General features: G+C 72.9%; 21 protein-coding genes. 16 read left to right on the top strand and 5 right to left on the bottom strand.

Annotated features, from left to right (window positions below; all coding sequences use genetic code 11):
- Position 1: 1 nt before the first annotated feature.
- Positions 2-883, bottom strand: a complete 882-nt coding sequence (locus AB0878_RS22445; RefSeq protein ID WP_366582190.1) for a ParA family protein — start codon at positions 881-883, stop codon at positions 2-4.
- Between the two features lie 117 nt (positions 884-1000).
- Between AB0878_RS22445 and AB0878_RS22440 the strand changes: the two genes are divergently transcribed.
- From AB0878_RS22440 to AB0878_RS22430, 3 genes are all read left to right on the top strand, one after another.
- Positions 1001-1738, top strand: coding sequence for a methyltransferase domain-containing protein (locus AB0878_RS22440; RefSeq protein WP_366582189.1), 738 nt, complete (start codon positions 1001-1003; stop codon positions 1736-1738).
- A gap of 103 nt (positions 1739-1841) precedes the next feature.
- Positions 1842-3059: a DNA polymerase IV gene (locus tag AB0878_RS22435; RefSeq protein WP_366582326.1), complete on the top strand. Its 1218-nt coding sequence runs from the start codon at positions 1842-1844 to the stop codon at positions 3057-3059.
- Between the two features lie 232 nt (positions 3060-3291).
- Positions 3292-3696: a DUF3040 domain-containing protein gene (locus AB0878_RS22430; protein ID WP_366582188.1), complete on the top strand. Its 405-nt coding sequence runs from the start codon at positions 3292-3294 to the stop codon at positions 3694-3696.
- Positions 3697-3971: 275 nt separating this feature from the next.
- Here AB0878_RS22430 and AB0878_RS22425 read toward each other — a convergent pair whose 3' ends face one another.
- The 3 genes from AB0878_RS22425 to AB0878_RS22415 are packed head-to-tail and all read right to left on the bottom strand — an operon-like array spanning position 3972 to position 8803.
- Positions 3972-6542: a DUF3488 and transglutaminase-like domain-containing protein gene (locus AB0878_RS22425; RefSeq protein WP_366582187.1), complete on the bottom strand. Its 2571-nt coding sequence runs from the start codon at positions 6540-6542 to the stop codon at positions 3972-3974.
- Complete coding sequence (locus AB0878_RS22420; protein ID WP_366582186.1) at positions 6539-7810, bottom strand: DUF58 domain-containing protein; 1272 nt, start codon at positions 7808-7810, stop codon at positions 6539-6541. The genes AB0878_RS22425 and AB0878_RS22420 overlap by 4 nt, the downstream gene beginning before the upstream one ends.
- A gap of 33 nt (positions 7811-7843) precedes the next feature.
- The gene (locus tag AB0878_RS22415; RefSeq protein WP_366582185.1) at positions 7844-8803 is read right to left on the bottom strand and encodes a MoxR family ATPase; all 960 of its coding nucleotides are present in this window, start codon (positions 8801-8803) and stop codon (positions 7844-7846) included.
- 389 nt (positions 8804-9192) lie between these two features.
- Between AB0878_RS22415 and AB0878_RS22410 the strand changes: the two genes are divergently transcribed.
- Genes AB0878_RS22410 through AB0878_RS22395 form a run of 4 tightly spaced genes read left to right on the top strand, consistent with a single transcriptional unit; the run spans position 9193 to position 11418 of the window.
- Positions 9193-9573: a hypothetical protein gene (locus tag AB0878_RS22410; protein WP_366582184.1), complete on the top strand. Its 381-nt coding sequence runs from the start codon at positions 9193-9195 to the stop codon at positions 9571-9573.
- Positions 9560-10102 (top strand): DUF3558 family protein, encoded by a 543-nt coding sequence (locus tag AB0878_RS22405; RefSeq protein ID WP_366582325.1) that lies wholly within the window; start codon positions 9560-9562, stop codon positions 10100-10102. Before AB0878_RS22410 ends, AB0878_RS22405 begins: the two co-directional genes overlap by 14 nt.
- Before the next feature lie 33 nt (positions 10103-10135).
- A complete protein-coding gene (locus tag AB0878_RS22400) occupies positions 10136-10702 on the top strand; it encodes a PPE domain-containing protein (protein ID WP_366582183.1) in 567 nt (188 codons plus the stop codon).
- Positions 10699-11418 (top strand): ESX secretion-associated protein EspG, encoded by a 720-nt coding sequence (locus AB0878_RS22395; protein WP_366582182.1) that lies wholly within the window; start codon positions 10699-10701, stop codon positions 11416-11418. The genes AB0878_RS22400 and AB0878_RS22395 overlap by 4 nt, the downstream gene beginning before the upstream one ends.
- A 349-nt stretch (positions 11419-11767) precedes the next feature.
- Here AB0878_RS22395 and AB0878_RS22390 read toward each other — a convergent pair whose 3' ends face one another.
- Entirely contained in the window at positions 11768-12322 is a 555-nt protein-coding gene (locus AB0878_RS22390) for an Lrp/AsnC family transcriptional regulator (protein WP_366582181.1), read from the bottom strand.
- An 18-nt stretch (positions 12323-12340) separates the two neighbouring features.
- On the opposite strand from AB0878_RS22390, the gene AB0878_RS22385 reads away from it, so the two are divergent.
- The 9 genes from AB0878_RS22385 to mraY all read left to right on the top strand — a co-directional run bounded on the left by AB0878_RS22385 (position 12341) and on the right by mraY (position 24041).
- Positions 12341-13126, top strand: coding sequence for a hypothetical protein (locus AB0878_RS22385; protein ID WP_366582180.1), 786 nt, complete (start codon positions 12341-12343; stop codon positions 13124-13126).
- A gap of 99 nt (positions 13127-13225) precedes the next feature.
- Positions 13226-14329, top strand: coding sequence for a lysylphosphatidylglycerol synthase transmembrane domain-containing protein (locus tag AB0878_RS22380; protein WP_366582179.1), 1104 nt, complete (start codon positions 13226-13228; stop codon positions 14327-14329).
- Between the two features lie 970 nt (positions 14330-15299).
- Positions 15300-15731: a division/cell wall cluster transcriptional repressor MraZ gene (gene mraZ, locus AB0878_RS22375; RefSeq protein ID WP_285965701.1), complete on the top strand. Its 432-nt coding sequence runs from the start codon at positions 15300-15302 to the stop codon at positions 15729-15731.
- Positions 15732-15945: 214 nt separating this feature from the next.
- Positions 15946-16902, top strand: a complete 957-nt coding sequence (rsmH, locus tag AB0878_RS22370) for a 16S rRNA (cytosine(1402)-N(4))-methyltransferase RsmH (RefSeq protein WP_366582178.1) — start codon at positions 15946-15948, stop codon at positions 16900-16902.
- Positions 16899-17621: a hypothetical protein gene (locus AB0878_RS22365; protein ID WP_366582177.1), complete on the top strand. Its 723-nt coding sequence runs from the start codon at positions 16899-16901 to the stop codon at positions 17619-17621. The genes rsmH and AB0878_RS22365 overlap by 4 nt, the downstream gene beginning before the upstream one ends.
- A complete protein-coding gene (locus AB0878_RS22360; protein WP_366582176.1) occupies positions 17621-19540 on the top strand; it encodes a penicillin-binding protein 2 in 1920 nt (639 codons plus the stop codon). Before AB0878_RS22365 ends, AB0878_RS22360 begins: the two co-directional genes overlap by 1 nt.
- Positions 19541-19855: 315 nt before the next feature.
- Positions 19856-21400, top strand: a complete 1545-nt coding sequence (locus tag AB0878_RS22355) for a UDP-N-acetylmuramoyl-L-alanyl-D-glutamate--2,6-diaminopimelate ligase (RefSeq protein WP_366582324.1) — start codon at positions 19856-19858, stop codon at positions 21398-21400.
- Complete coding sequence (gene murF / locus AB0878_RS22350) at positions 21397-22962, top strand: UDP-N-acetylmuramoyl-tripeptide--D-alanyl-D-alanine ligase (RefSeq protein ID WP_366582175.1); 1566 nt, start codon at positions 21397-21399, stop codon at positions 22960-22962. The genes AB0878_RS22355 and murF overlap by 4 nt, the downstream gene beginning before the upstream one ends.
- Entirely contained in the window at positions 22959-24041 is a 1083-nt protein-coding gene (gene mraY / locus AB0878_RS22345) for a phospho-N-acetylmuramoyl-pentapeptide-transferase (RefSeq protein WP_364052315.1), read from the top strand. The genes murF and mraY overlap by 4 nt, the downstream gene beginning before the upstream one ends.

Below are 24041 nucleotides of genomic sequence, written 5' to 3'. Positions count from 1 at the left end.
CTCAGCCCGCGGCGTCGGACACGGTCGCCGGCGATTCGGCGGTGGTCTCGGCGGTCTCAAGGGCCTCGTCCTCGTCGCCGCGCACGCGGTGGCGCCCGGCGCGGTTGGACCGCAGGATCTTCGCCAGCACCATGTTGAACGTCAGCGCGATCTCCTGGGCGCCGGGGGAGTGCCACTCGTGGATCGGGCTGCACGCGCCCTGCGCCTGCTGCACGGCCAGCCGGTCGGGGATCGCCGTGGGCATCACCAGCGAGCCGAAGTTCTCGCGCAGCTCGGCGACGCGGAACTGGTGCTCGTAGGAGCGCACGCGCAGCTTGTTGACCAGCACGCCGATCGGGCGCAGGCCCGGGTTGCTCTCCTCGCGGATGCGCTCGATGGCCTCCAGCGCGCGCTGGGCGCCCGCCACGGCGTACATCGTGGGTTCGGTGACGATCAGTGCGCTGTCGGCCGCCACCAGCGCCGACTTCGTCAGCCGGCCGAGTGACGGCGGGCAGTCGATGACCACGAGCTCGTACGGCTCTTCGCGCAACGGGTTCTGGTGCAGCTCGTCGAGGGCACGCGAGAGGTTCTCCAGGCGCCGGCCGTCGGAGTCGGGCTCGTTGAGCAGCTCCAGCTCCTCGGCGCCGACCAGCACGTCGACCTCGTCGCTCCACACGCTGGGCGCGATCGCGCGTTCGAGGACGGCCCGCGCGGGGGTCTCGAGGACGTCGGCGAGCGTCGCGTCGGTGTACGGCGGGTCGAGCGAGGTCGTGGCGTTGCCCTGCGGGTCGAGGTCGGCCACGAGTGTGCGGGTACCCCTACGCAGAGCGGCCGACGCGATACCGAGCGCGACCGTCGTTTTACCGACGCCACCCTTGAGGCTGAGAACGGCGACCGTGTGCACTCGGCACAGCCTACGGGCCGCGGGTGGGCCGGGTCGCGAGGAAGGTGCCGAACACCTCTTCCGGGCAGGCCCGGGTGACGGCGGGTGACCGGTGGGCGGGCACTACCCTGTCCGACTATGAAGACGGACACCGTGGCCGCCCGAGGTTCGGGCGCCGTTCGCCGGGCGCTCGAAGCGGAGCTGCGGGCTGCCCGCGCCCGTGGCGTGGAGCAGCCCTCCGTCGTCGACGTCGGCGGCGGCAGTGGCGGCTGGGCGGTGCCGTTCGCTTCGGCGGGCTGCCTCGTGACGGTGGTCGAGCCCAATCCCAACGCTCTGGCGACGCTGCGGCGCCGGGCTGAGGAGGAGGGTGTCTCGCACCGGATCACGGTGATCGCGGACGACTCCGACGCCCTCGGCGCCCACGTCGAGGCCGGCTCGGCCGATCTCGTGCTCGCCCACGGCCTGCTGGAGGTCGTCGACGACCCGGCGGTGGCACTCGCCGCGCTGGCCGCGGCCGTCGCCCCCGGCGGGGCGCTGTCCGTGCTCGTGGCCAACCGCAACGCGGCCGTGCTGCACCGCGCGCTGGCCGGCCGGATCGCCGAGGCCCAGCGGCTGCTCGACGGCGCCGACGGCGTGGTGCCCGGCGGGCGCGACACCGTGCTGCGCCGCTTCGACAGCGCCGGCCTGACCGAGCTGCTGGTGGCCGCGGGCCTCGAGGTGACGCTGCTGCAGGGCGACCGCGTGATCGCCGACGTCGTGCCCGGCGAGGTGCGTGAGGACGAGCTGGCGGACTTCGAGCTGGCGGCGGCCACGGTGCCGGCGTTGCGCGACGTGGCCGGGCGGCTGCACGCGATGGCGCGGCCCGCGCAGGTCTGAACCTGCGCTCCTGCGGCGCTGAGCCGGGCTTGCCCGGAATTGTCGGGGGTCCCCGGTAGCGTCGGTCCCCGTGGGGAGCAGAAACGCCGAACTGCCCAGCGGCATGGCCCGCTACCGCGTCACCACGGGTGCCGGGACGCTGCCGGACGACACCGGCTGCGGGATCCTGCACGTGGACATGGACGCGTTCTTCGTGTCGTGCGAGCTGCGGACGCGGCCCGAGCTGGTGGACAAACCCGTCGTCGTGTCCGGCGGCGGGCCGCGGTCGGTGGTGTCCGCGGCGAACTACCCGGCGCGCAAGTACGGCGTGCACTCCGCGATGCCGTTCTCCACGGCGAAACGGCTGTGTCCGCACCTGATCTGCATCACCCCCACCTCGGGGCTCTACGGCGAGGTCTCGCGGCAGGTGATGGACATCTTCCGCGAGCTCACACCGCTCGTGGAGCCGCTGAGCCTCGACGAGGCCTTCCTGGACGTGAGGGGGGCGCTGCGGCGGCTGGGGGCCACGCCCGCGCAGCTGGGCGCGCGGATCCGTTCGCGCGTGGAGGCGGAGCACGGGATCACGTGCTCGGTGGGCGTGGCGAAGGTCAAGTTCGTCGCGAAGCTCGCGTCGGGGATGGCGAAGCCCGACGGGATGGTCGTGGTGCCGGCGGCCGAGACGCTGGCGTTCCTGCACCCGTTGCCGGTCTCGGCGCTGTGGGGCGTGGGGAAGCGCACGGAGGAGCAGCTGCGGGGGCAGGCGCTGCACACGATCGCCGACGTGGCCGCGGCGCCGCCCGCGCGGTTGCGGCGATCGCTGGGCAACGCGATGGGCGACCACCTGTGGGCGCTCGCCAACGGGCACGACGACCGAGCCGTGGTCCCCGAGACGGCGGAGAAGTCGATCGGGGCGGAGCGGACGTTCGAGATCGACCTGCACAGCCGCGCCGAGCTCGGGCTCGAGCTGCTGCGGCTGTCCGAACGGGTCGGCGCGACCCTGCGGGCCCGCGGGCTGCGCGGGCGCACGGTGTCGATCAAGGTCCGCTTCGCCGACTTCACCACGATCACCCGGGCGCGCACGCTGTACACGGCGACGGACGTCGCGCGCGACATCCACCGGACCGCCGTCGAGCTGCTGGCCGAGCACGCGCCCACCGGGGCCGTGCGGCTGATCGGCGTGCGCGTGGAGGGCCTGGACACGGGCGAGGGCGGTGAGCAGCTCCAGTTCGCCTCCGCCGAGCCGCGCTGGCGCGACGCGGAAGTGGCGGCCGACGTGGCGCGGTCGAAATTCGGGTCGGCCGCAGTGCGCCCGGCGTCGTTGCTGACGCCCCGGGAGACGTGAGCTGTGTCGCCCATTGTGTCGTCCGTTGTACCGTCACCGGGCCGTCGTGACCCACTGTCAACCCACGTCAGTCGTGATTTCCCCCAATTCGATCCCTTCTGGATGCGGGATCGGGTAGTCGGACGCGCGCGGGGCTCGTATCCTGGACAGTGCCGCCCCGCCTGGGGCCGGCAGTTGGGTCCAGAACGTTGCGCGGCCCGGCGCCCGCGACAGCTGTGCCGGAGGAGGAAAGATGCCACTCTCCGAGCATGAGCAGCGGCTGCTCGATCAGATCGAGCGCGAGCTCTATGCCGAGGACCCCAAGTTCGCATCCACGGTGCGTGGCACCCGGTTGCGCCGCCCCGCCCGTCGACGGCGCATCCAAGGGATCGCGCTGTTCGTGGTGGGGGTAGCGCTCCTGGTGCTCGGCGTGGTGGTGCCCGTCCTGCGGGTCGCCGACATCCCGTTGATCAGCGTGCTGGGGTTCCTCGTGATGTTCTTCGGGGTCATGATGGCGGTCACGTCGATACGCCACGGCGACAGCGGCGGAGGCGGCAAAGACTCCGGCCGCGGCGGCGGTGGCAAGGGATCGGGCGGCAAGAGCTCGTTCACGCAACGCATGGAAGAGCGCTTCCGCCAGCGCTTCGAGGAGCAGTAGCTCCCTTCGGTCACATCGTGGGATCCGCGCTTCACCCGGTAGGGGTGGAGCGCGGATTCTCGTGTGCTCAGGTCCGGTCGCCCCTTCGCAGCCCGGCGCGGCCGTTGCCCAGGCCCGCCCGATCGTGACTCTTCGGTCCCGGCTGCCTCGATCGTGATTCTCTTCGGGCCCCGCCGCGCGTGCTGCGGCCCGGTTCGTCCGGCCCCGGCCGACCCACCCAGGACAAGCGCCGGCCCCGGTCGCCAGAGCGAGCCGGGGCCGGGGAACCACGTGGGTCAGGAGCGGCGCCGCAGGATCGACTTCGGGAACAGCCGCCCGCGCAAGGACAGCGGGGCCGTGGTGCGCAGGCTGTGGCGGAGGCGGTCGAAGGCCGGGGCCAGCTCCGGATCAGCCGTGGTCGCGCCGCTGTACCAGGTGCGCTCGACGGCGCCGATCACCGTGCGCAGGCTGTCGCGGCCGGAGTCGTCGAGGTGGTGGCGCTCGGCGATCTTCTGGCCGGCCACGCGGACCGTGTCGCTGTCGGCCAGGGGCAGGCCACGGTCGGCGCACTCGGCCTTGAGCTCGCGCCACGCCGCGTCGGCGGAGCCGGGGGCGTGGGTGACGATCGCCTGGAGCCGCCGGCGGCGGGCGAAGTCGCGCAGCGCGGCCGGGCCGCCGAGCCCGACCAGGAGCAGCACGACGATCACGGCGAACCACCAAGCCACGAGGCCGGCCAGGAATCCCAGCGCCGCAACGAGGAGCACGCCGCCCGCCAGCGGCAGCCACAGGGCGGCCTGGCTGGTCCGCGCGGCCGGGGGAGCGGGCGCGTGGACGAGGACGTCGCCGTCGGGTACGGCCCCGGGCGGCAGATCCGGAGTCGCCGCACCCGGGGCTGGCGGCCGCCGCCGCAGGACGTACGCCGTGACCACCGCCGCGGCGCCCAGGACCGCGAGCACGGCGGCGAGGATCGCGAGCCAGCCGTCGTGCGATTCGGGCGTGGCCGTGGTGGCCGGGGTGGCCTCGTTCTGGCCCTTGTCGAGCGGCGAGTCCGCCGTCGGGGCGCTGGAGTGCGGCGCGGTGGGCAGGTCGTCGGTGGCGTCGGGCTGCTGGGCGTTGGAGTTCTTCTGCTGCAGGTACGACGGGACGATGCCGCGGCCGTCGGCGAGCGGCGTCGGGTCGAAGCTGACCCAGCCCTTGTCGCCGAAGTACGCCTCGACCCACGCGTGCGCGTCCTGCGAGCTGATCGACTGGTAGTCGCCCTTCGGCACGCCCGGCGTGAAGCCGATGGCCACCCGCGCGGGGATGTGGGCGACGCGCAGCATCACGGCCATCGCCGACGCGTACTGCTCGCAGTAGCCGCGCTTGCCGTTGAGGATGAAGTCGGCCAGCGCGTCGGCGTCGGTGGCGTCCGCGGTCTTCGTGTCGTACACGAAACCGTTCTGCGCGCTGAAGAACTGCCACAGCGCGGTGGCCTTGTCGAAGTTGTCGGTCTTGCCGGCGATGAGCTGGTTCGTCTTCGCGACCACCCGCGGGTCCACGCGGCCGATCTGCGAGTAGAACGCCGGGACCTCGTCGGACTTCGGGTCGGCCGCCCGCAGCTCGGCGGCCGTCGGTTCCTTCAGCGACGCGACCTCGGTGTACGTCGGCGCGGACTCGCTCTTCGTGGTGAACACGGCGCCACTGACCCGGTCGTAGAGCCACTGCGGCGAAAGCCCGCGCAGCGCGCGCGGCGCACCGTAGACGGGCAGCCAGTTGTCCACCCACTGCGTGGGCTGGATCTGGATCTGCCGCGACACGCCGGTGCCGTCGTCGCCGGGCGCGGCGGGCAGGGTGCTGTTGGCGAGCACGCCCGTCTGCGCCTGGCCGCCGCCGCGCAGGCCCCAGCCCTGGTTCGGTGTGTACGTGTCGAGCGTGAACGCCCGCAGGTACCGGCGGTCGTTGCCGAGGCCGCGGACCTGGAACAGCTCGGTGTTCTGACCCTGGTCGAGCAGGCCGCGCAGCTGCGTGAACGGCGCGACGCCGAACCCGCCGCTGCCGTCGCCGCCCGCTCCGGAGCCGGCGCCGAACGGGATCTTCCCGACGGTGCCCACCCACGTGATCCCGCCGCCGAGCAGACCGAGCACGATCGCCGCGCTGACCACGGCCACGGGCGCCTGCATCACTCGCGCGCGCCCGCCCGACCCCGGCGCCTCACGGTTGCGCCAGCGCCGGTGCCGGTGGTTGCCGTCGAGGGCGAGCAGGCACGCGAACGCGGCCGCACCGAGCAGGAACGTCCACCACGGCAGCATTTCGTCGGACAGCGCCGCCGGCACCGCGTACACGCACAGCAGGACCAGACCAGTCGCCGCCGGCGCCGCGGCGGCCACCGCGAGCGTGTCGACGAGCACCGCGACCAGCCCGATCGCGATCGTCACCAGGCACAGGATCGGCTGCGTGCCCTCGACCGGCGGCAGCCCGGTGCGGATCTGCTCGGCCGACGCCGCGAGCGTCGCCTGCAGCTCGCCGAACGCCGTGGGGCCGGGGATGATCTTGAGGATGCCTTGCGTGGTGAACGCGCCTGTGACCAGGAACAGCAGCACCAGGAGCTGGCCCAGACCGACGAGCACCGTCGGCGCGCGCAGGGAGCGCAGCGCCAGGCCGGTCGACGCGATCAGGATGACCGCCACGAACAGGTAGCCGAACCACGCCCACCCGGAGACCACGCCGGTCAGCGACGTGGCCGCGCACAGCGTCGCGATGCCGGCGGCGACGGGCGGCAGGATTCCGCTCGACCACACCGGCGGCTGGGCGGCCGGCTGCGGGGTCGGCGTGTGGGGGATCGGTGGGGGAGCCTGGGAAACGGGCGGACGGGGTGCCGTCGTGGTCATCGCGCACCGCCGATCAGGGCGCCGCGGTGGGCACCCGTGCGGCACAGCTCGGCCCACGCCTGCGGCATCGGCGTCTGCGGGCCGGCGACCACGACGCCCCAGCCGTTCGCGCGCAGCAGCTCGGCGGCGTCCTTCGTGGCCGCGGCCCGTTGGTCGGACGAACCGGACCCGGCCCAGCTCGGCGTGTCCAGCAGCACCGCGAGGCTGCGGACGCCGCGCGGGCGGTAGCGGGCCAGCTCGTGCACCGACTCCGCGCTGACCGTGCCGAGCACCGCGATGAGCTCCTGTCCTTCGGCCGGGTCGTGCCCGAGCGTCACGTCGCGCTGGTGCGCGGGCTGCAGCCCGGCCAGCGCGTCGAGCACCACGTTGTCGTAGCCTTCGCCGCCTTCACCCGGGGTGTCGGCGAGCGTGATGCCGTGTTCGGTGACCAGTCGGACGCGGTGGCCGGAGCGGCGCAGGTGCAGCGCCACGGAAGCGGCGAACGACACCGCCCACTCGAGGCTCGCCGTGGGACCCGTGCCGTGGTGGGCGGCGGCGCGGTGGTCGACCAGCACGGTCGTGCCGCCCCGCCACGGCCGTTCCTCGACGCGCACCATGACCTCGTCGCGGCGCGCGGTGGAGCGCCAGTGGACCTTCCGCATGTCGTCGCCGGTGCGGTAGTGGCGCACGATCACATCGGGCTCACCCTGCCCGGCGTGCAGGCGCACGGTGCCGTCGTCGCCCGCGCCAACCCCGGCGCCGCCGGGCAGCCCCCACAGGCCGACGACGCGGGGCACCACCACCAGCCGCGAGTGCCCGATCAGCTCGCGTTCGAACTCGCACAGCCCGAACGGGTCGGTGATCGTCGCGCGCAGCGGCCCCACCTGCTGGATCCCGCGCAGCAACGGCTGCAGCGGGTAGCGCAGCAACACCCGGCGGTCGTGCGGCAGCCGCTCGACCACGAACCGCGGCTTCGAGCCCAGCGCGTACGGCACGCCGTCTTCGAGCAGCACCTCGCCGCCCGGGAGCCGGCCGCTGCGCCACAGCTCGAGGTGCACTTCGCCGCTCGCGCCGACGGCCACGCGCTCCGGCCGCAGCGCCCGCGTGGCACCGAGTCGGAGCCGGGTCGCCGAGATGAACGCGGCGACCAGCAGCGGCAGCGCCACCACGAAGATGGCGACGCGCAGCAGGTCACGCTCGTTGAGCACCAGCGAGCACACGGCCGCGGCGATCCCCGCGGCCAGGAGGCAGCGGCCGCGGGTGGTGAGGCCGGAGAGTGCGCGCAGCATGCGGTTCTCGGATTCGCGTAAGGGGATCGCCGGTCAGCGGGTGCCGGTGGAGCCCTGGGGGACGGGGACGCGGTGCAGAACAGCGCGGACCACGTCGGTCGCCGAGCGGCGGGCGGCGTGCGCCTCGGTGGTGAGCACGAGCCGGTGCGCCAGCACGGGCACGGCGACCGTGTGCAGGTCGTCCGGCACCACGTACTCGCGGCCCGACAGCGCCGCCTGCGCCCGCGCGGCACGGACCAGGTGCAGCGTCGCGCGCGGGGAGGCGCCCAGCCGGATCTCCGGCACCTGCCGGGTCGCCGACACCAGGTCCACGGCGTAGCGCCGGACCTCCGGCGCGATGTGCACCGCGCGCACGGTCTCGATGAGGCGCTGCACGGTCGCGCCGTCGGACACCGCCGAAAGCTCGGCCAGCGGGTTGTGGCCTGCGTGCTCGTCGACCATGGCCAGCTCGGCCTGCTGGTCGGGGTAGCCGATCGACACCCGCGCGGTGAAGCGGTCGCGCTGGGCCTCGGGCAGGGCGTAGGTGCCCTCCATCTCGATCGGGTTCTGCGTGGCGATCACCATGAACGGCGCGCCGAGCAGGTAGGTGCTCGTGTCGACCGTGACCTGGTGCTCTTCCATGCACTCGAGCAGCGCCGACTGAGTCTTCGGCGAGGCGCGGTTGATCTCGTCGCCCACCACGATGTTCGCGAACACCGGGCCGGGCCGGAACTCGAACTCGCCGGTCTGGCGGTTGTAGATCGACACGCCGGTGACGTCGCTCGGCAGCAGGTCGGGGGTGAACTGCACGCGGCTCACGGTGCAGTCGATCGACCGCGCGAGCGCCTTGGCCAGCGAGGTCTTGCCGACGCCCGGCACGTCCTCCACGAGCAGGTGACCCTCGGCGAGGAGGGTCACCAGCGCGATCCGGATGACGTCGGGCTTCCCGACCAGCACGCGTTCGACGTTGGCGGCGATCCGGCGGGCCGTGTCGTGCAGCTCGTCGAGGGACACTCTCGGGGCGTACCCGTTGCCTCGCCCGTTCGGGGCATCCGCCGAGGGGTAGGGCGGCTGCCCGGCCCCGCCGCCCTGCGGTCCGGCAGGGGTGGCGGACTGGATTCTCGACGTCACTCGTCCTCCTGGTGGCGCATGCCTGTGCGGCTTTCACCGGCTCCGCCGGGTCGCTCGCTGTCCGCGCAGCGATCAGCGTTCCATCCAGTGTGTCAAACTCGGGCGAACTCGGCGCCGGAACCCCGCGAACGGCCGCCGATGACTCTCCGGTAATGCCCTCGGTCCGCCGTTCGGGTGTACGGAGCCGCGTTTTCGGGTGCTCCCGCTGACGGAGGGCTCTCACGTATGCTCCGAAACCGAGGTCGCTCGACTACGGAGAGGCGTAACCGCTCATGAGCGAGGTGGGGGCCGCACCGCTGCCCGACGTGCCGGGCCTGACGAGCTCGGGATCCGGCTCCGGCCGGTTCGCGGTGGCGCCGGAGCTGGCGACGGCCACCTACACGAAGCTCGGCGAGCTGCAGGACGTGGTGGGCGAGATGGTCCGCGAAGCCAACGTGCTGGGCCGCTCGGTGCCGCTGGGCAGCGGGTACGCCGGCGAGGTCGGCGCGTTCATGGCGCAGTACGGCTTCGGCCGCGACGGGTCGGCGGTCGCGCAGCTGACCGCGTTCGGCAAGCAGATCGAAGATCTCAAGGAACGCATCGAGAGCGCGCTGAAAAAGTACCGGCGTGAAGACGACGCCGCGGCCGACGGCGTGGACTGTGCCGGTGGCTGAGCCCGTGCGCAAGCTCCTGCTGCTGGTCCCTGCCCTCCTCGTGCTCGCCGCGTGCGGGCGCCCCGTGACCCCGAAGGCGGTCGCGGCCGACGGCGGACCGGAACCCGCGCCGTCGAGCTCGGCCCGTCCGGCGCTGGCCGATCTGGATCCGTGCGCGCTGCTCTCGCCGAGCGACCGCTCGAGCGCCGGGCTCACCGAGCTGGGCAAGCCGAAGACGATCGGCGAGGCGCGCGCGTGCGACTGGACGGTGCCCTCGACGTTCGGTGTCACAGTCACGCTCGACGAGACCGCCGGGCTCGCCAACCTCGACGTCTCCCACGGCACGCGCACCAAGAAGAAGGTGGGCGCGCACCAGGCGCTGCAGGTGGCGGACAAGAAGGCCGCGGCCGGCACGTGCGCCATGCTGCTGGGGGTCGGCGACTCCGCGAGCGTGCAGGTGGACGTGAGCAACGCGAGCTTCTCCGACACCACGCTTGCGTGCTCCCGCGCGACGACCGTCGCCGGGCTGGTGGAGCCGAAGCTGCCCTGAGCTTTCCCGATCCCGTTTACCGGAAGGTGTGCCGTGTCCGCAGCCGTGCCCGAGCCGACGGCCCGTTACGAGTCCTTCAGCCACGAAGCGCTGGCCGCGCAGGTCGAACAGGACAACGACCCCGTCGCCGCCGGCCAGGCCGGGGCGCGCTGGACCGAGCTCGCGCGCAAGTTCGAGGATTCGACCGCGTCGCTGGCCGCGCTGTCGGCGGCCAGCCAGGAGACGTGGGAAGGCGAAGCGGGCGACGCGATGCGCGCGGTGCTCGCGCGGGCGGCCGGCTGGCTGGGGGAGTCCGCGGCGGTGTCCACTGTGGTCGGTGACGCCGTGGCGGGGCAGGCCGACGTGGCGGCGCGGGCGCGGGCCGAGATGCCGCCGCCGGTCGAGTTCGACCCGGCGGCGATGATCCGCTCGGCCGCCGCGAGCGGCAACGTCCTGGAGCTCGCCGGGCTGTCGTTCGCGATGGACGCGCGCCGCGCGGAAGCCGAAGCGGCGCGGCAGAAGGCGATCGACGTCGTACGAACCCGCGACACCGCGCTGCACGGGCTGGTGCCGGGCGTCGCGTTCCCGGACACCCCGGCCCTCGGCGCGGGGCCGGCTTGATCCGGCTCTCCGCGTCGGCCTTCGACGTGGTGTGGCACGACCTCGGGCTCGGCCCCGTTCCGGTGCCCCTGGCGGTGCCCAGCGTCGGCGCGACCGAGGCCGAACGCGCGGCCGTGCGCGCCGAGGTCTACCGCGGCCTCACCGGCCGCGGCCTCTTCGACGGACGGCTCGCCCCCGAGCTGGAGAACCGGCTGCGGCTGCTCGACAGCGGCTCGCGCTACGTCGCGTGCGAAGCCCTGGTGGACATGACTGCCGACACGCCGTTCCGCGCCGTGACCGCCGTGCGCGGCCGCAGCGGGGTGCTCGCGGTTCAGCCCGAACGGACGGTGGGACTCAGCGGAATCCGCGAGGGCGAGCTCGTTTCGGCGCTCGTCGAGGTGCTGCCGCGGCTGTCGCCGGGCCCCGGGTTCGGCGTCAGCCTGCCTGCCTCGGGGTGGGACTCGACTTCGGCCGCGGCTTCCGCTTCGACGGCCCGCCAGGCCGAGGAGATCGCCGCGATCCAGGCCCGGCCGGTCTTCGCCGCGGGCCAGTTCGGCGCCTACACCCGCACCAGCAGCGGCCGCATCGACCGCCGCGGTGGCCTGACCTGGTTCGACACCGACGCGGGCGCCTACTCCGCCGGCGTGTCCGCCGGCCGCGGCGGGCAGGACTGGGTGACCGTCGCCCCGGTCGACGGGCCGCGGCTGGTCGAGCGGGTTCTGGCGCTGTTCGGCTGAGCTGCCGGCTTAGGCGGGGTCGAGCAGGGCGGTCGCGCTGACGTCGAGCCGGGCGGCTGTGCATTCGCCGGCCCGAGGTGTTCGATCGGTGCGCGTTCGAGCTGGGGCCACGTGCAATGCACTGCAGTGATGCTGGAGCTGGTCACCGGTCCCGGGCCGCGGTTGGTAGAGCGGGCCCTGGCGTTGTTCGGCTGAGCGCCGACAGCTCACGCGGATTCAGCGGGCCGGTCGCGCTGACATCGAGTCGGGCGGCTGCAGCCGCCGGCCGAGGCGTTGGACCGCTGCGCGGCCATGGTTCGTTCGAGCTGGGTCAGGTGCTGTGGGCCCGGCGGAAGCTGTGCCGGGCGGCTCAGGCGAGGTCGAGCAGGCCGGTCGCGCTGACGTCGAGTTCGTGGAGCACCAGGCGGCTGCGCAGCTCGCGGACGCCGTGTTCGCGTTTGAGGCGGTCGACGACCGTTTCGAACTCCGCGGGGTCCAGGCAGGCGAGGCGGAGCTGGTAGTCGTACTCGCCGGTCATGCGGGCGCCGGACACGACCTGCGGGACTCGGTGCAGTTCGCGTTCGAAGTGGGTGCGGTCGACGTCTTCGCGCAGGCGCACGTCGCTGACCATGGTCAGGCCGCGGCCGAGGGCGGCGGGGTCCAGGTCGGCGCGGAAGCCGCGGATGACGCCGGCGGCGCGGAGGCGGCGCACGCGGTCCGCGACGGTGTTGGCGGAAAGGCGCACCTGGGCGCTGAGCTCGTTGTAGGTGCGGCGGCCGTCCTCTTCGAGGAGCCGGACGAGTGAGCGGTCGATGGCGTCCACAGGCGTGATTGTGCAGAACTCGGCGAGGTCGGGCAAGTGCCAAGGAAAACTCGGTGAATAGCCGACGCAGCCCGTGATTTCCGAGCCACCTTCGGCGGACATCCTGGAACCGTTCCGGGCATGGATGTCCTGCTACCGCCCCTGTTGCCCGTGTTCAGCGTCCTGCTCGTGACCGTCGTCCAGCGCCGCTACGGGCCGCGGCTCGGCGGCCGGCTCGCGGGCTTCCCGACGACGACCTTTCCGTTCCTGCTCGTCCTCCTGGCGCGTGACGGTGCCGCCACCGTGGCCGACGCGGCGCGCGGGATGATCGCCGGCCAGCTGGTGGTGGCGGCTTTCTGCCTCGGCTATGGCCGGGTCGCCCGCCGGGTGCGGCGCCCGGCCGTCGCGGCCACGGTGGCGCTGGCCGTCGCCGCCGGGGCGTTGTCGCTGGTGGCCGAGGTGGGGTCGCCGTGGGTCGCGGCGGCGGTGACCGGCGCCGTCGTGCTCACCGGGCTGGTGACCTGGCCGCCGGCGCCGCCGATCGACGTCGTCGGCCCGGCTCCACGCTGGGAGCTGCCCGTGCGCGTCGCGGCCGCTGCGGCCGTCGTGACGGCGCTGGCCGTCCTGTCGAGGATGCTCGGCCCGCACCTGGCCGGCGTGCTCGCCTGCACTCCGGTCGTCCTGGCGATCCTCACCCCGACCACCCACGGCGGGTCCGGCTTCGCCGCCGCCGAAACCCTGGTGCGTTCCGCTTTGCGCTCGCTGCCCGGGACGCTGGTGTTCGCCGTGGTCACCGCGTGGTGCGTGGTGCCGCTCGGGCCGGTGGCGGCGTTCGCTCTGGCGGGGGCCGGGCTGGTGGCGGCCGACCACCTCGTCGGCCGGTTGCCGGCCGCACGGCAGCCGGTCGGGGCCGGTCAATCCCGCTGACCCCCATTCGTGGCGTGATACTTCACGCCGCGGTGGGCGGAATGCTCGGCCGCACACTGGGGTTGTCGCCATTGAGAAACAGTGTGGGAGGAGGCCGGCGTGACGAGCCTCGAGATGGCGGACACGGAGTCCGGAGCGGTCGAGCACCGCGCGGCGGCGCGCCGTCGGCTGCCCTGGCGGCCGGTGCTCCACTGGGCCGTCGTGGCCGCCGCGCTCGGGTACCTCGTGTGGCGTGTGCCCGAGCTGGCCAGGGAGTTCGCACAGCTCGACCGCATCCAGTGGGGCTGGGTCGTGGCGGCCGGGCTCGCCGGGCTCGCGGCGCTGGCCGTCTACGGCGAAGTGCACCGCCAGCTGCTGCTGGTCGGGGGAGCGCACGTGCCGCCTTCGGCCGTGCAGGGCATCACCTTCGCGCAGAACGCCGTCTCGACCACGGTGCCCGTGGTGGGCGGGGCCGGCTCGCTCGCGTACGCGATCAACCAGCTGCGCCGACGCGGCGTCGACAGTGCCCTGTCGGCCTGGGCGGTCCTGCTCGCCGGCGTGATCACCACTGTGCTGCTCATCGTCCTCGGCTTTCTCGCCCTGGCCTGGGCCGGCCGGGTGCCGTTCCGGCTGGCCGTGCCCGCAGCCATCGTGGTCGCGGCGGGCTCCGCGGGGGTGTGGGCGCTGCTGACGCACCCGACCGTCCTGCAACGCGGGCTCACCTCACTGCTGCGGGTCTTCGGCCGCACCCCGGGCACGTGCACCACCTGCCGCAAGACCTGGCTCGAGAAAGCCGACGCCGCCGCGCTCCAGCTCTCGGAACGCGTCGCACGGCTGCGCCCCGGCGGCACCCGCTGGAGCGTCCTGCTGGTCCTCGCGCTCGCCAGCTGGGGGTTCGACTTCTTCGCCCTCATCGCCAGCGCCGAAGGCACGGGCACCCACATCCGCTGGGACGTCCTCGCCGTGGGCTTCCTGGTCGTCCAGGCCAGCATCGCCCTCCAGATCCTCCCCGGCGGCGCCGGCCTCGCCGAAGCCGGACTGCTCGGCGTGCTCGTCGCCGCGGGCGTCCCCGCCGCCCCGGCCGCTGCCACCGTGCTGATCTACCGCGCGATCAGCTGGGCGGGCCTCTCCCTCGTCGGCTGGGTCGTCTACGCCCTCCAACCTCACGCGACACCGGCCCACGGCCACGAGCGCACCGCCGCTGCGGCACTGCCGCAGGCCTGATCGGCTCGGAGGCCCGGGTGCGGTGGTTGGGCCGCCTCGCGATCGGGCGCCGCGGCGAGGGCCCACGGCCATGACTGGACGGCGGCGGCTGCTCTGTCGCGGACCTGATCGGCTCGATGTCTAGGTCCGGCGGCCGGCTCCGTGATGGGGTGAGCGCCTCGTGGCCGTGGTCCTGCTCCGGCCTGTTCGGCTTGCGCGGCCGTGTCCCGCGGCTGGCGCCTCGTGGCCGGGCGCGCGCGACGCCGCCCACGGGTACGACCCGAGCGCGGCTGCCGCTCTGCGCCAGGCCTGATCCTCGCGCCCGTTCCCTGGTGATCGGGTCGACTCGTGGCCGGGTGCTCAGGCGCCAGACCGCGGCTGCCCCCCGGCCGCAGGCCTGATCGGCTAGCACCCCGCGGTTGGGCGCCTCGTGGCTGAGCACCCACCGCGTCTGCGAATGGGAACAAGTCGACAGCGGCTGCCGCCGCGCCCCAGGTTCTGATCCGCCCCTACCTCAGTGCCCGATGACTGCGGGTGCCCGACGACCAGACGTTCCCCCGATTCCCCACGACGCGCCACCGTCGGCCCCACCGGTCTCCCCACCACACCCCACGCGCGGCACCACCGTTCCCCACCAGCGCCCCCACCTCACCCCACCGCGATCCCCACCGGCCCCCACCTGGGTTCCCCACCGGGCCCCACCCAGGGGGTTCCTGGTCTTCATGCTGCCGTTCAGCGGACGTTCGGCAGCCGGTCCGGGTTGCTCCGGGACCCCGGCGCGGGGGATCTTGACCACGGCCCCCCACGCGGCCCCCACCAGGCCCCACAGCGCTGACCTGCGTAAACGCGTGACACGACGGAGTTAACGGGGAGCAAGTCGCGTTGACTGTGGTGAAAAGTGGGGTACGGTGGTGACCAGTGGGGCGGAAGGGAGCCCCGTGGCCGGAGCCGGGTGGTTCGCCAGCCGGGGCCGGTAGGGAGGTGGGGGCCGGTGTTCCTCGGCACTCACACCCCGAAGTTGGACGACAAAGGGCGGCTCGCGCTGCCCGCGAAGTTCCGCGACGCCTTGGCCGGCGGGCTGATGGTCACCAAGGGGCAGGACCACTGCCTCTTCGTCTTCCCCCGCGCCGAGTTCGAGCAGATGGCACGGAAGGTCGCCGAAGCCCCGTTCACGAACGAGGCGGTTCGGGCCTACCAGCGTTACCTGTTCGCCGGAACGGACGAACAACGCCCGGACGGGCAGGGGCGCATCACCATCGCGTCCGAGCTCCGGCGCTACGCCGGGCTGAACAAGGAGTGCGTGGTGATCGGCGCGATCACCAGGCTGGAGATCTGGGACGCCCAGGCGTGGCAGGGCTACCTGGACGAACACGAGGACAGCTACGCGAAGGCTCGAGAGGAAGTTCTACCGGGCGTCTTCTAGGGGACACGGGCACCGGAGCACCTGCGTCGTCGGGGGACGCGGGTCCGCCGGGATCGTGGAACCGGAAACGTCCCCGCGGATGCCGTGAGGCCTCTGTCCGCTCTTTGGCCCTGGCGCACCTTCCCCGGTGCCAGGTCGGACCGCGGGCGGGCAGGGACCTGACGGCATCCGCCGCATCTTCCCCGGGAGTACGGAGCGCGGAAGGGGGAGGGGCATGGCGACCGAGCACGAGCACGTTCCGGTGCTGCTGGACCGCATCGTCGAACTGTTCACCCCCGCCTTCGCCGACCGCGACGCGGTGCTGGTCGACGCGACCGTCGGCCTCGGCGGCCACTCCGACGCACTGCTCGAAGCCTTCCCGCGCCTGCGGCTCGTCGCGCTGGACCGCGACCCCGCCGCGCTCGAGCGCTCGGCCGAGCGGCTCGCGCGGCACGGTGACCGCGTCGACCTCGTCCACACCGTCTACGACGGACTCCCCGAAGCCATCGAGAGCCTCGGACTGTCCCGTGTGGACGGCATCCTCTTCGACCTCGGCGTGTCCTCGATGCAGCTGGACCGCGCCGAACGCGGCTTCGCGTACTCGAAGGACTCCCCGCTCGACATGCGGATGGACCCGACCACCGGCTTCACCGCCGCCGACGTGCTCAACACCTACGCGCCGGGCGAGCTGATCCGGATCCTGCGCGACTACGGCGAAGAGCGCTTCGCGCAGCGGATCGTCAAAGCCGTTGTCGCCGCGCGCGAGAAGGAACCGTTCACGCGCAGCGCGCGGCTCGTCGAACTGCTCTACGACGCCGTGCCCGCCGCGAGCCGCCGCACCGGCGGGCACCCGGCCAAGCGCACGTTCCAGGCACTGCGGATCGAGGTCAACGGCGAGCTGGAAGTGCTGCGACGGGCGATGCCGGCCGCGCTCTCGGCGCTCGCCATGGACGGCCGCATCGTCGTGGAGTCCTACCAGTCGCTCGAAGACCGCCTGGTGAAGCAGGCGTTCGCGGAGCTCGCGAAGTCGCGGACCCCGGAGGGGCTCCCGGTCGAACTGCCCGGGCACGGCCCCGAGCTGAAACTCCTGACCCGAGGAGCCGAGAAGGCAGGCGAAGGCGAGATCGAGCACAACCCCAGGGCCGCCTCCGTGCGGCTGCGGGCAGCACAGAGGATCGGAGAGCCGCGATGACCGCACCCACGAAGTCCCGCCGCCGCTCCGGCGCGCCGGCGACGCGCCGGAGCGCGCAAGCGGGGACCACGGTCGAGCAGGAACCGCAGACCACCGGCCGCACCACCGCGCAGCCGGAAACCACGCCGCGCCGGTCCTCGCGCGGCCGCACCACGGCCGCCGAGCGGGCGTACGCGCGCCGCGCGCAGCGGGCCGACCTGCTGCAGCAGCGCGAGCCGAAGAAGCCCCAGCTTCAACGCACCGAGACCGAGGCCAAGCCGAAGCAGAAGCGCCTGCTGCTGCGCTGGCCGCGTTCGCGCGCCTCGTTCGTGCTGGTCATGATGGGGCTGCTGGCCGTCGGCGTCGCCTCGACGCTGTGGCTGACCACCCAGGCCATCGCCGACTCCTACCGCCTCGAGCAGCTGCGCACGACCAACGCGAGCCTGGCCGAGGCGAAGGACCGGCTCGAGCGTGACGTCGCGAAGGCGCAGTCGCCCGCGTCGCTGGCGCCGGCCGCGAAGCAGCTGGGCATGGTGCCCGGCGGCGACCCGGCCCGCATCGTCGTGGGGCCGGACGGCAAGACCACCGTCGTCGGCGAGCCGACGAAGGCCCAGCCCGCCGCCGGCTCGACGGCCGAGACGCCGCCGCAGCAGCCGGGCGCGCCCGCCGGGCAGCCCGCCTCCGGTCAGCAGGAGGGCGGCATCGAGGGCGACCTGCCGGCCACCCCGGCGGGGCAGTGATGGTGGCTTCGGGGGCGAGCCGGGCGCGCGCCGCGGGCAGCGCCCGGCGCACGTACGCCGCGGGCACGCGCCGCGCGGTGGCCAAGCGCGGCAACGGCGGGCAGCGCAGCCGCTTCTCGGCCGTGCGCATCCTGCTGGTGGCGCTCATGGTCATCGCGGGCGTGAAGCTCGTGCAGGTGCAGTGGTTCGAAGCGCCCACGCTCTCGGCCGCGGCCGAGCGGCAGCGCAGCCTCACCATCGACATCCCCGCGCAGCGCGGGTCCATTGTGGACCGCAATGGCAACAAGCTCGCCTTCAGCGTGGAAACCCGCACGCTGTCGGTGAACCTGCGCGTGCTGCACAAGACGATGGACGACTACGCGAAGAAGAACCCCGCCAAGGGCGTCACCTTCGAATCCGAGGTCACCCGCGCGGCCAAGTACATCGCCGCGAAGGTGCCCAACCTGACGACCGAGCAGGAACTGCTGACGAAGCTGAACAAGCCGCAGTCGTTCACCTACCTCGTGGACAACGTCGAGCCCTCCGTGGCCGCCGACATCGTCAAGCAGTTCGCGTGGATCGGCGTCGAGAACCGCGCCATGCGCGAGTACCCGGGCGACACGCTCGCGTCGAACATCGTCGGCCTCGCCAACTGGCGCATGGAGGACCCCGACGTGTCCAAGCACAACCTCCACGGCGTGGTCGGGCTGGAGCAGTCGCGCGACAACGACCTGGCGGGCACGCCGGGCCGCGAGATCGTGAACACCCAGAACGGCAACGACAACCTGTACCTGCCGGGCTCCGAGCACGTGCTGCAGGCGGCGATCCCCGGTTCGGACCTCGAACTGACCATCGACTCGGATCTGCAGTACGAGCTGCAGCGGCAGCTGAGTGACTACGTCGCGCAGTCGCACGCCAAGGGCGGCCAGGCCGTGATCATGGACTCGCGGACCGGCGAGATCTACGCGCTGGCCGACGACAAGACGTTCAACCCGAACGACCAGTCGACCTTCCAGGACGAACTGCTCAACGACCGCGCGGTGACCACACCGTACGAACCGGGCTCGGTGAACAAGATCGTCACCGCCACCGCGGCCATCGACGAGGGCATCGCCACGCCGCAGTCGACGATCGCGGTCCCGGGCGAGATCAAGATCGCCGACCGCACGGTGCACGACGCTTGGGTGCACGGCACGCAGAACTTCACCACCACCGGCATCTTCGCCAAGTCCTCCAACGTCGGCACGCTGGAGCTGGCGCAGAAGATCGGCCCGGACCGCTACTCGGACCTGCTGAAGAAGTTCGGCATCGGCCAGCGCACCGGCCTCGGCCTGCCCGGTGAGAGCCCGGGTTACGTGCCGCCGCGCAGCCAGTGGTCGGCCAGTACGTTCGGCAACCTGCCGATCGGCCAGGGCCTGTCGATGACTGTGGTCCAGATGGCCGGGATGTACCAGGCGATCGCCAACAACGGCCTGCGCGTGCCGCCGCGGATCGTGAAGGCGAAGAAGAACCCGGACGGCACGGTCGTGCCCGAGCCGGCGCCGAAGCCGGTGCAGGTGGTCAGCCCGCAGACCGCGACGACGGTGCGCGACATGCTGCGCGCGGTGGTGCAGAACGCCAAGAGCCCCAACGCGGGCACGGCGCCGTCGGCCGCGCTGGAGGGCTACCAGATCTCGGGCAAGACGGGCACCGGCCAGCAGGTCGACCCGCGCACGAAGGCCTACAGCCAGAGCCTGGCCAACATCACCTTCGCCGGGATCCTGCCCGCCGACCACCCGCGGTTCGTCGTCGGCATCCGCCTCGACGCGCCCGACACCACGCTGCCGGCCGGGCATTCGGCGGGCCCGCTGTTCCACTCCATCGCCTCGTACCTGACGCAGCGCTACCAGATTCCGCTGTCCGACGGTCCGTCGCCGGAGGTCCCGCTCATCATCCCGTGACGCGCCCGCGACGTTCCCGGGACACGACCGGAACGTCTTTGCAACACTCGGCCGAGGGCCGCTTCGCGTCTCGCGAGGCGGCCCTTTCCCGTGTGTTTCCGCCTGCGATAGTCCACATCGGCTGGTGGCGGCGGGCGGAAACGCTTGCCCCGCAACGACGTTTCGCGCGCCGCATAGCACACCCGGTGCACGCCGGCGCGTTCGCCGTACCGCCTTGGGTCACCCGATCGCGCTCTCGGTAACCTCTCGGGCGTGTCCGTGTCCTCGTCCAAGCCCCAGAGCGGGCCGGCTGCGTCGTCGCTGCCGGAAAGCCCGGTGAAGGCGGTCGCCGCCCCGCCCCGCCCGGCCCGGATCGACCCGGTCCCGCTGGCCACCCTCCTCGCCCGCGCGGGCGCCCGGCTGATCGCCGAGAGCCCCGAGGCCGCCGACCTCACCGTCACCGGGACCACGTTGCGTGCGCAGCACGTGCTGCCGGGCGACCTGTTCGCCGGCCTGCCCGGTGCGCGCGCCCACGGCGCCGACTTCAGCGACCAGGCCGTGGCCGCCGGCGCGGCGGCGGTGCTCACCGACGCCGAGGGCGCCGAGCGCCCCGCGTTGCGCGACGCCGGCATCCCGATCCTCGTGCACCCCGACCCGCGTGCCGCGCTCGGCGAGATGGCCGCGTGGATTTACGGGGAGCCGTCGCTGCACCTGTCCGTGCTGGGGGTCACCGGCACGTCGGGCAAGACCACCACCTCCTACCTCGTCGACTCCGGGCTGCGCGCCGCCGGCCTCACCACGGGCCTGATCGGCACGGTCGAGACGCGCATCGCGGGCGAACGCCTGGTCAGCGGCTTCACCACGCCGGAGGCGCCGGACCTGCAGGCGCTGCTCGCGGTGATGCTGGAGCGCGGCGTGACCCACGTGCCGATGGAGGTCTCGAGCCACGCGCTGTCGCTCGGCCGCGTCAACGGCACGCGCTTCGCGGTCGGCGCGTTCACGAACCTCTCGCAGGACCACCTCGACTTCCACCACGACATGGAGGAGTACTTCGCCGCCAAGTCGCTGCTGTTCGACGGCCGCTCGACCACCGAGGTCGTGGTCGTGGACACCGCGTGGGGGCGGGCTCTGCTCACGCCGCAGACGGTGACCGTGTCGATCGAGCAGGGCGTCGACGCCGCGTGGCGCGCCTCCGACATCGAGCCCACGGCGGCGGGGGAGCAGACCTTCACCCTGCACGGCCCGGACGGGCTCACGCTCGCCGCGAAGATCCCGCTGCCGGGCACGTTCAACGTGGCCAACGCCGTGCTCGCCGCCGCGATCCTGGGCAGCGCCGGCGTGGACCCGGCGGCCATCGTCGCGGGTCTCGGCGCCGTGGAGGTGCCGGGCCGGATGGAGCGCGTGTACCTGGGCCAGGACTTCACCGCCGTCGTCGACTACGCGCACAAGCCAGCGGCCGTCGCGCAGGGGCTCGACGCGCTGCGCGCCCGCACCGACGGCCGCATCATCACGGTGCTCGGCTGCGGCGGCGACCGCGACACGGCCAAGCGCCCGATGATGGGCGAGGAAGCCGTGCGCCGCAGCGACGTGCTGATCGTGACCGACGACAACCCGCGGTCCGAGGACCCGGCCCTGATCCGCGCCGCGATGCTCGCCGGCGCGCGGGGCGTCGGGCCGTCCCACGGCGGCGAGATCGTGGAGATCGGCGACCGCCGCGAGGCCATCACCCACGCCGTGTCGCTCGCCCGCACGGGCGACATCGTCTTCATCGCCGGCAAGGGCCACGAGACCGGCCAGGAGGTTCAGGGTGTCGTGCACCCGTTCTCCGACCGCGACGAGCTCGAGGCCGCCATTCGCAAGCATCTCGAGGTGAGTGCGTGATCGAGCTCAGCCTGGCCGAGATCGCCGACGTGGTCGGCGGCCGGCTGCACGGAGCCGACGGCTCGTCGGCCGTCACGGGGAGTGTCGAGTTCGACACGCGCAAGATCGGTCCCGGCGGCCTCTTCGTCGCCCTGCCCGGCGAGCGCGTGGACGGGCACGACTTCGCCGCGAAGGCGGTGGCGGCCGGTGCTGTCGCGGTGCTGGCCGGCCGCGAGGTCGACGCGCCCGCGATCGTGGTGCCGCCGCTGCCCGAGGGCCAGGCCCACGAGCGTTCGGTCGCGCTGGCCGGCGACACCGACGGCTCCGGCGCCGCCGTGCTGGCCGCGCTCGCGAAGCTGGCCGGCCACGTCGTCGGCCGGCTCGCCGCCGAAGGCCTCACGGTCGTGGCGCTGACCGGCTCGTCGGGCAAGACCTCGACCAAGGACGTCATCGCGCAGCTGCTGGAGCCGATGGGCCCCACGGTCGCGCCGCCCGGGTCGTTCAACAGCGAGCTCGGCCACCCGTGGACCGCGCTGCGTGCCGACCACGCCACGAAGTACCTGGTGCTGGAGATGTCCGCGCGCGGGACGGGGCACATCGCCGACGCGGCCGCGATCACGCCGCCGCGCATCGGCGCCGTGCTCAACGTCGGCAGCGCGCACGTCGGCGAGTTCGGCTCGCGCGAAGCCATCGCGAAGGCCAAGGGCGAGCTCGTGGAGGCGCTGCCGAGTGCCGAAGCGGGCGGCGTCGCCGTGCTGAACCTCGACGACCCGCTGGTGGCCGCCATGGCGAGCCGCACCAGCGCCCGCGTGGTCGGCGTCGGCGAGACCGCGTCCGCGCAGGTCCGTGCGGCCGACATCACGCTCGACGCCGAGGCCCGTGCGTCGTTCCGGCTGATCACCCCCGACGGCGAGGCGCCGGTGACGCTGCCGCTGCACGGCGAGCACCACGTCGGCAACGCGCTCTCGGCCGCCGCGATCGCGCTGGAGCTCGGCGCGACGCCGGCCGAGGTCGCGCAGCGGCTGTCCGCCCTCGAACGCCGCTCGGCCCACCGCATGGCGGTGACCACGCGCGCCGACGGCGTCACCGTCCTCAACGACGCGTACAACGCCAACCCCGAATCAGTGCGAGCCGCGCTGAAGGCCCTCGCGTCGATGCGCCGGACCGGCCGTCGCGCGTGGGCGGTGCTCGGCGTGATGGGCGAGCTCGGCGCCGACTCCGTGACCGAGCACGACTCCATCGGCCGCCTCGTGGTGCGCCTCAACATCGACAAGCTCGTGGTCGTCGGTGACGAGGCCGCGCCGATGCACCAGGGGGCCTCGCAGGAGGGCTCCTGGAACGAGGAGTCGGTGCTGGTACCCGATGGCGACGCCGCCGTGGCCCTGCTGCATGATCAGCTCCGTCCCGGAGACGTGGTGCTGGTCAAGGCCTCCAACGCCGCCGGCCTGTGGCACGTGGCCGAGGCGTTGCTCGCCCCCTCGGAAGACTCGAAAGACTCCGAGAACTCCGAAGACTCCGAAGACGCTGCACAATCCGTTTCCCCCTCCCCGTCCTCTGAACGCTCGAACGGTGGTCACGCGTGATCAACATCCTGATCGCGGCCGCGGCGGGTCTGCTGGTCTCCATCCTGCTCACGCCCTACCTGATCCGGGTCTTCTCCCGGCAGGGCTTCGGGCAGGAGATCCGCGAAGAAGGGCCCCAGGGCCACAAGTCGAAGCGCGGCACCCCGACGATGGGTGGCGTCGCGATCATCATCGCGATGGTCGTCGGCTACTTCGTCGCACACCTGATCAGCTGGCTCGGCAACTCCCACAGCTCGGCGCCCTCGGCGTCCGGCCTGCTGGTGCTCATGCTGGCCGTGGGGCTCGGCATCGTCGGGTTCCTCGACGACTTCATCAAGATCCGCAAGCAGCGCAACCTCGGCCTGAACAAGACCGCGAAGCTGGTCGGCCAGCTCGTGGTCACGATCCTGTTCGCGGTGCTGTCGCTGCAGTTCGCCGACGAGCACGGCCTCACGCCCGCGTCGCAGAGCCTCTCCTACGTGCGTGACCTGGCGCTGATCACGTTCCCGTGGATCGTGTTCGTGATCTTCTGTTACGTGGTCATCTCCGGCTGGTCGAACGCGGTGAACTTCACCGACGGCCTCGACGGCCTGGCCGGCGGCGCCGCCGCGATGGTGCTGGCCACCTACGTGGTCATCTCCTTCTGGCAGGCCCGCCTCTCGTGCGCCGACGGGCCCACGACCGCCTGCTACGACGTGCGCGACCCGCTGGACCTCGCGGTGGTCGCCGCGGCGGCGACCGGCGCGTGCGTCGGCTTCCTGTGGTGGAACGCCGCGCCCGCCAAGATCTTCATGGGCGACACCGGTTCGCTGGCGCTCGGCGGGCTCGTGGCCGGTTTGTCGATGACCACCCGCACGGAGCTGCTCGCGATCGTGATCGGCGGCCTGTTCATGGTCGAGATGATCTCGGTGGTCACCCAGATCGCGGTCTTCCGCACGACCCGGCGAAGGCTGTTCCGGATGGCGCCCTTCCACCACCACTTCGAGCTCGCCGGGTGGGCGGAAACCACGGTGATCATCCGGTTCTGGCTGCTCTCGGCCATCTGCTGCATGTTCGGACTGGGGCTGTTCTACAGCGAACAGCTGGGCGTCGGGAGCTAG

It is taken from the genome of Amycolatopsis sp. NPDC047767, assembly GCF_040704195.1.
GTDB lineage: Bacteria > Actinomycetota > Actinomycetes > Mycobacteriales > Pseudonocardiaceae > Amycolatopsis.
Note: the sequence above shows the minus strand (reverse complement) of the source record. Positions and strands in the feature narration are given on the sequence as shown.

What these genes read in the sequence shown, in the direction of transcription:
- AB0878_RS22430 (WP_366582188.1), top strand. Translation starts at nt 3,292, where the DNA reads ATGCCACTCTCCGAGCATGAGCAGCGGCTGCTCGATCAGATCGAGCGC.
- AB0878_RS22435 (WP_366582326.1), top strand. Translation starts at nt 1,842, where the DNA reads ATGGCCCGCTACCGCGTCACCACGGGTGCCGGGACGCTGCCGGACGAC.
- AB0878_RS22385 (WP_366582180.1), top strand. Translation starts at nt 12,341, where the DNA reads ATGGATGTCCTGCTACCGCCCCTGTTGCCCGTGTTCAGCGTCCTGCTC.
- AB0878_RS22425 (WP_366582187.1), bottom strand. Translation starts at nt 6,542, where the DNA reads ATGACCACGACGGCACCCCGTCCGCCCGTTTCCCAGGCTCCCCCACCG.
- AB0878_RS22420 (WP_366582186.1), bottom strand. Translation starts at nt 7,810, where the DNA reads ATGCTGCGCGCACTCTCCGGCCTCACCACCCGCGGCCGCTGCCTCCTG.
- AB0878_RS22365 (WP_366582177.1), top strand. Translation starts at nt 16,899, where the DNA reads ATGACCGCACCCACGAAGTCCCGCCGCCGCTCCGGCGCGCCGGCGACG.
- AB0878_RS22440 (WP_366582189.1), top strand. Translation starts at nt 1,001, where the DNA reads ATGAAGACGGACACCGTGGCCGCCCGAGGTTCGGGCGCCGTTCGCCGG.
- AB0878_RS22390 (WP_366582181.1), bottom strand. Translation starts at nt 12,322, where the DNA reads ATGTCCGCCGAAGGTGGCTCGGAAATCACGGGCTGCGTCGGCTATTCA.
- AB0878_RS22360 (WP_366582176.1), top strand. Translation starts at nt 17,621, where the DNA reads ATGGTGGCTTCGGGGGCGAGCCGGGCGCGCGCCGCGGGCAGCGCCCGG.
- rsmH (WP_366582178.1), top strand. Translation starts at nt 15,946, where the DNA reads ATGGCGACCGAGCACGAGCACGTTCCGGTGCTGCTGGACCGCATCGTC.
- AB0878_RS22410 (WP_366582184.1), top strand. Translation starts at nt 9,193, where the DNA reads ATGAGCGAGGTGGGGGCCGCACCGCTGCCCGACGTGCCGGGCCTGACG.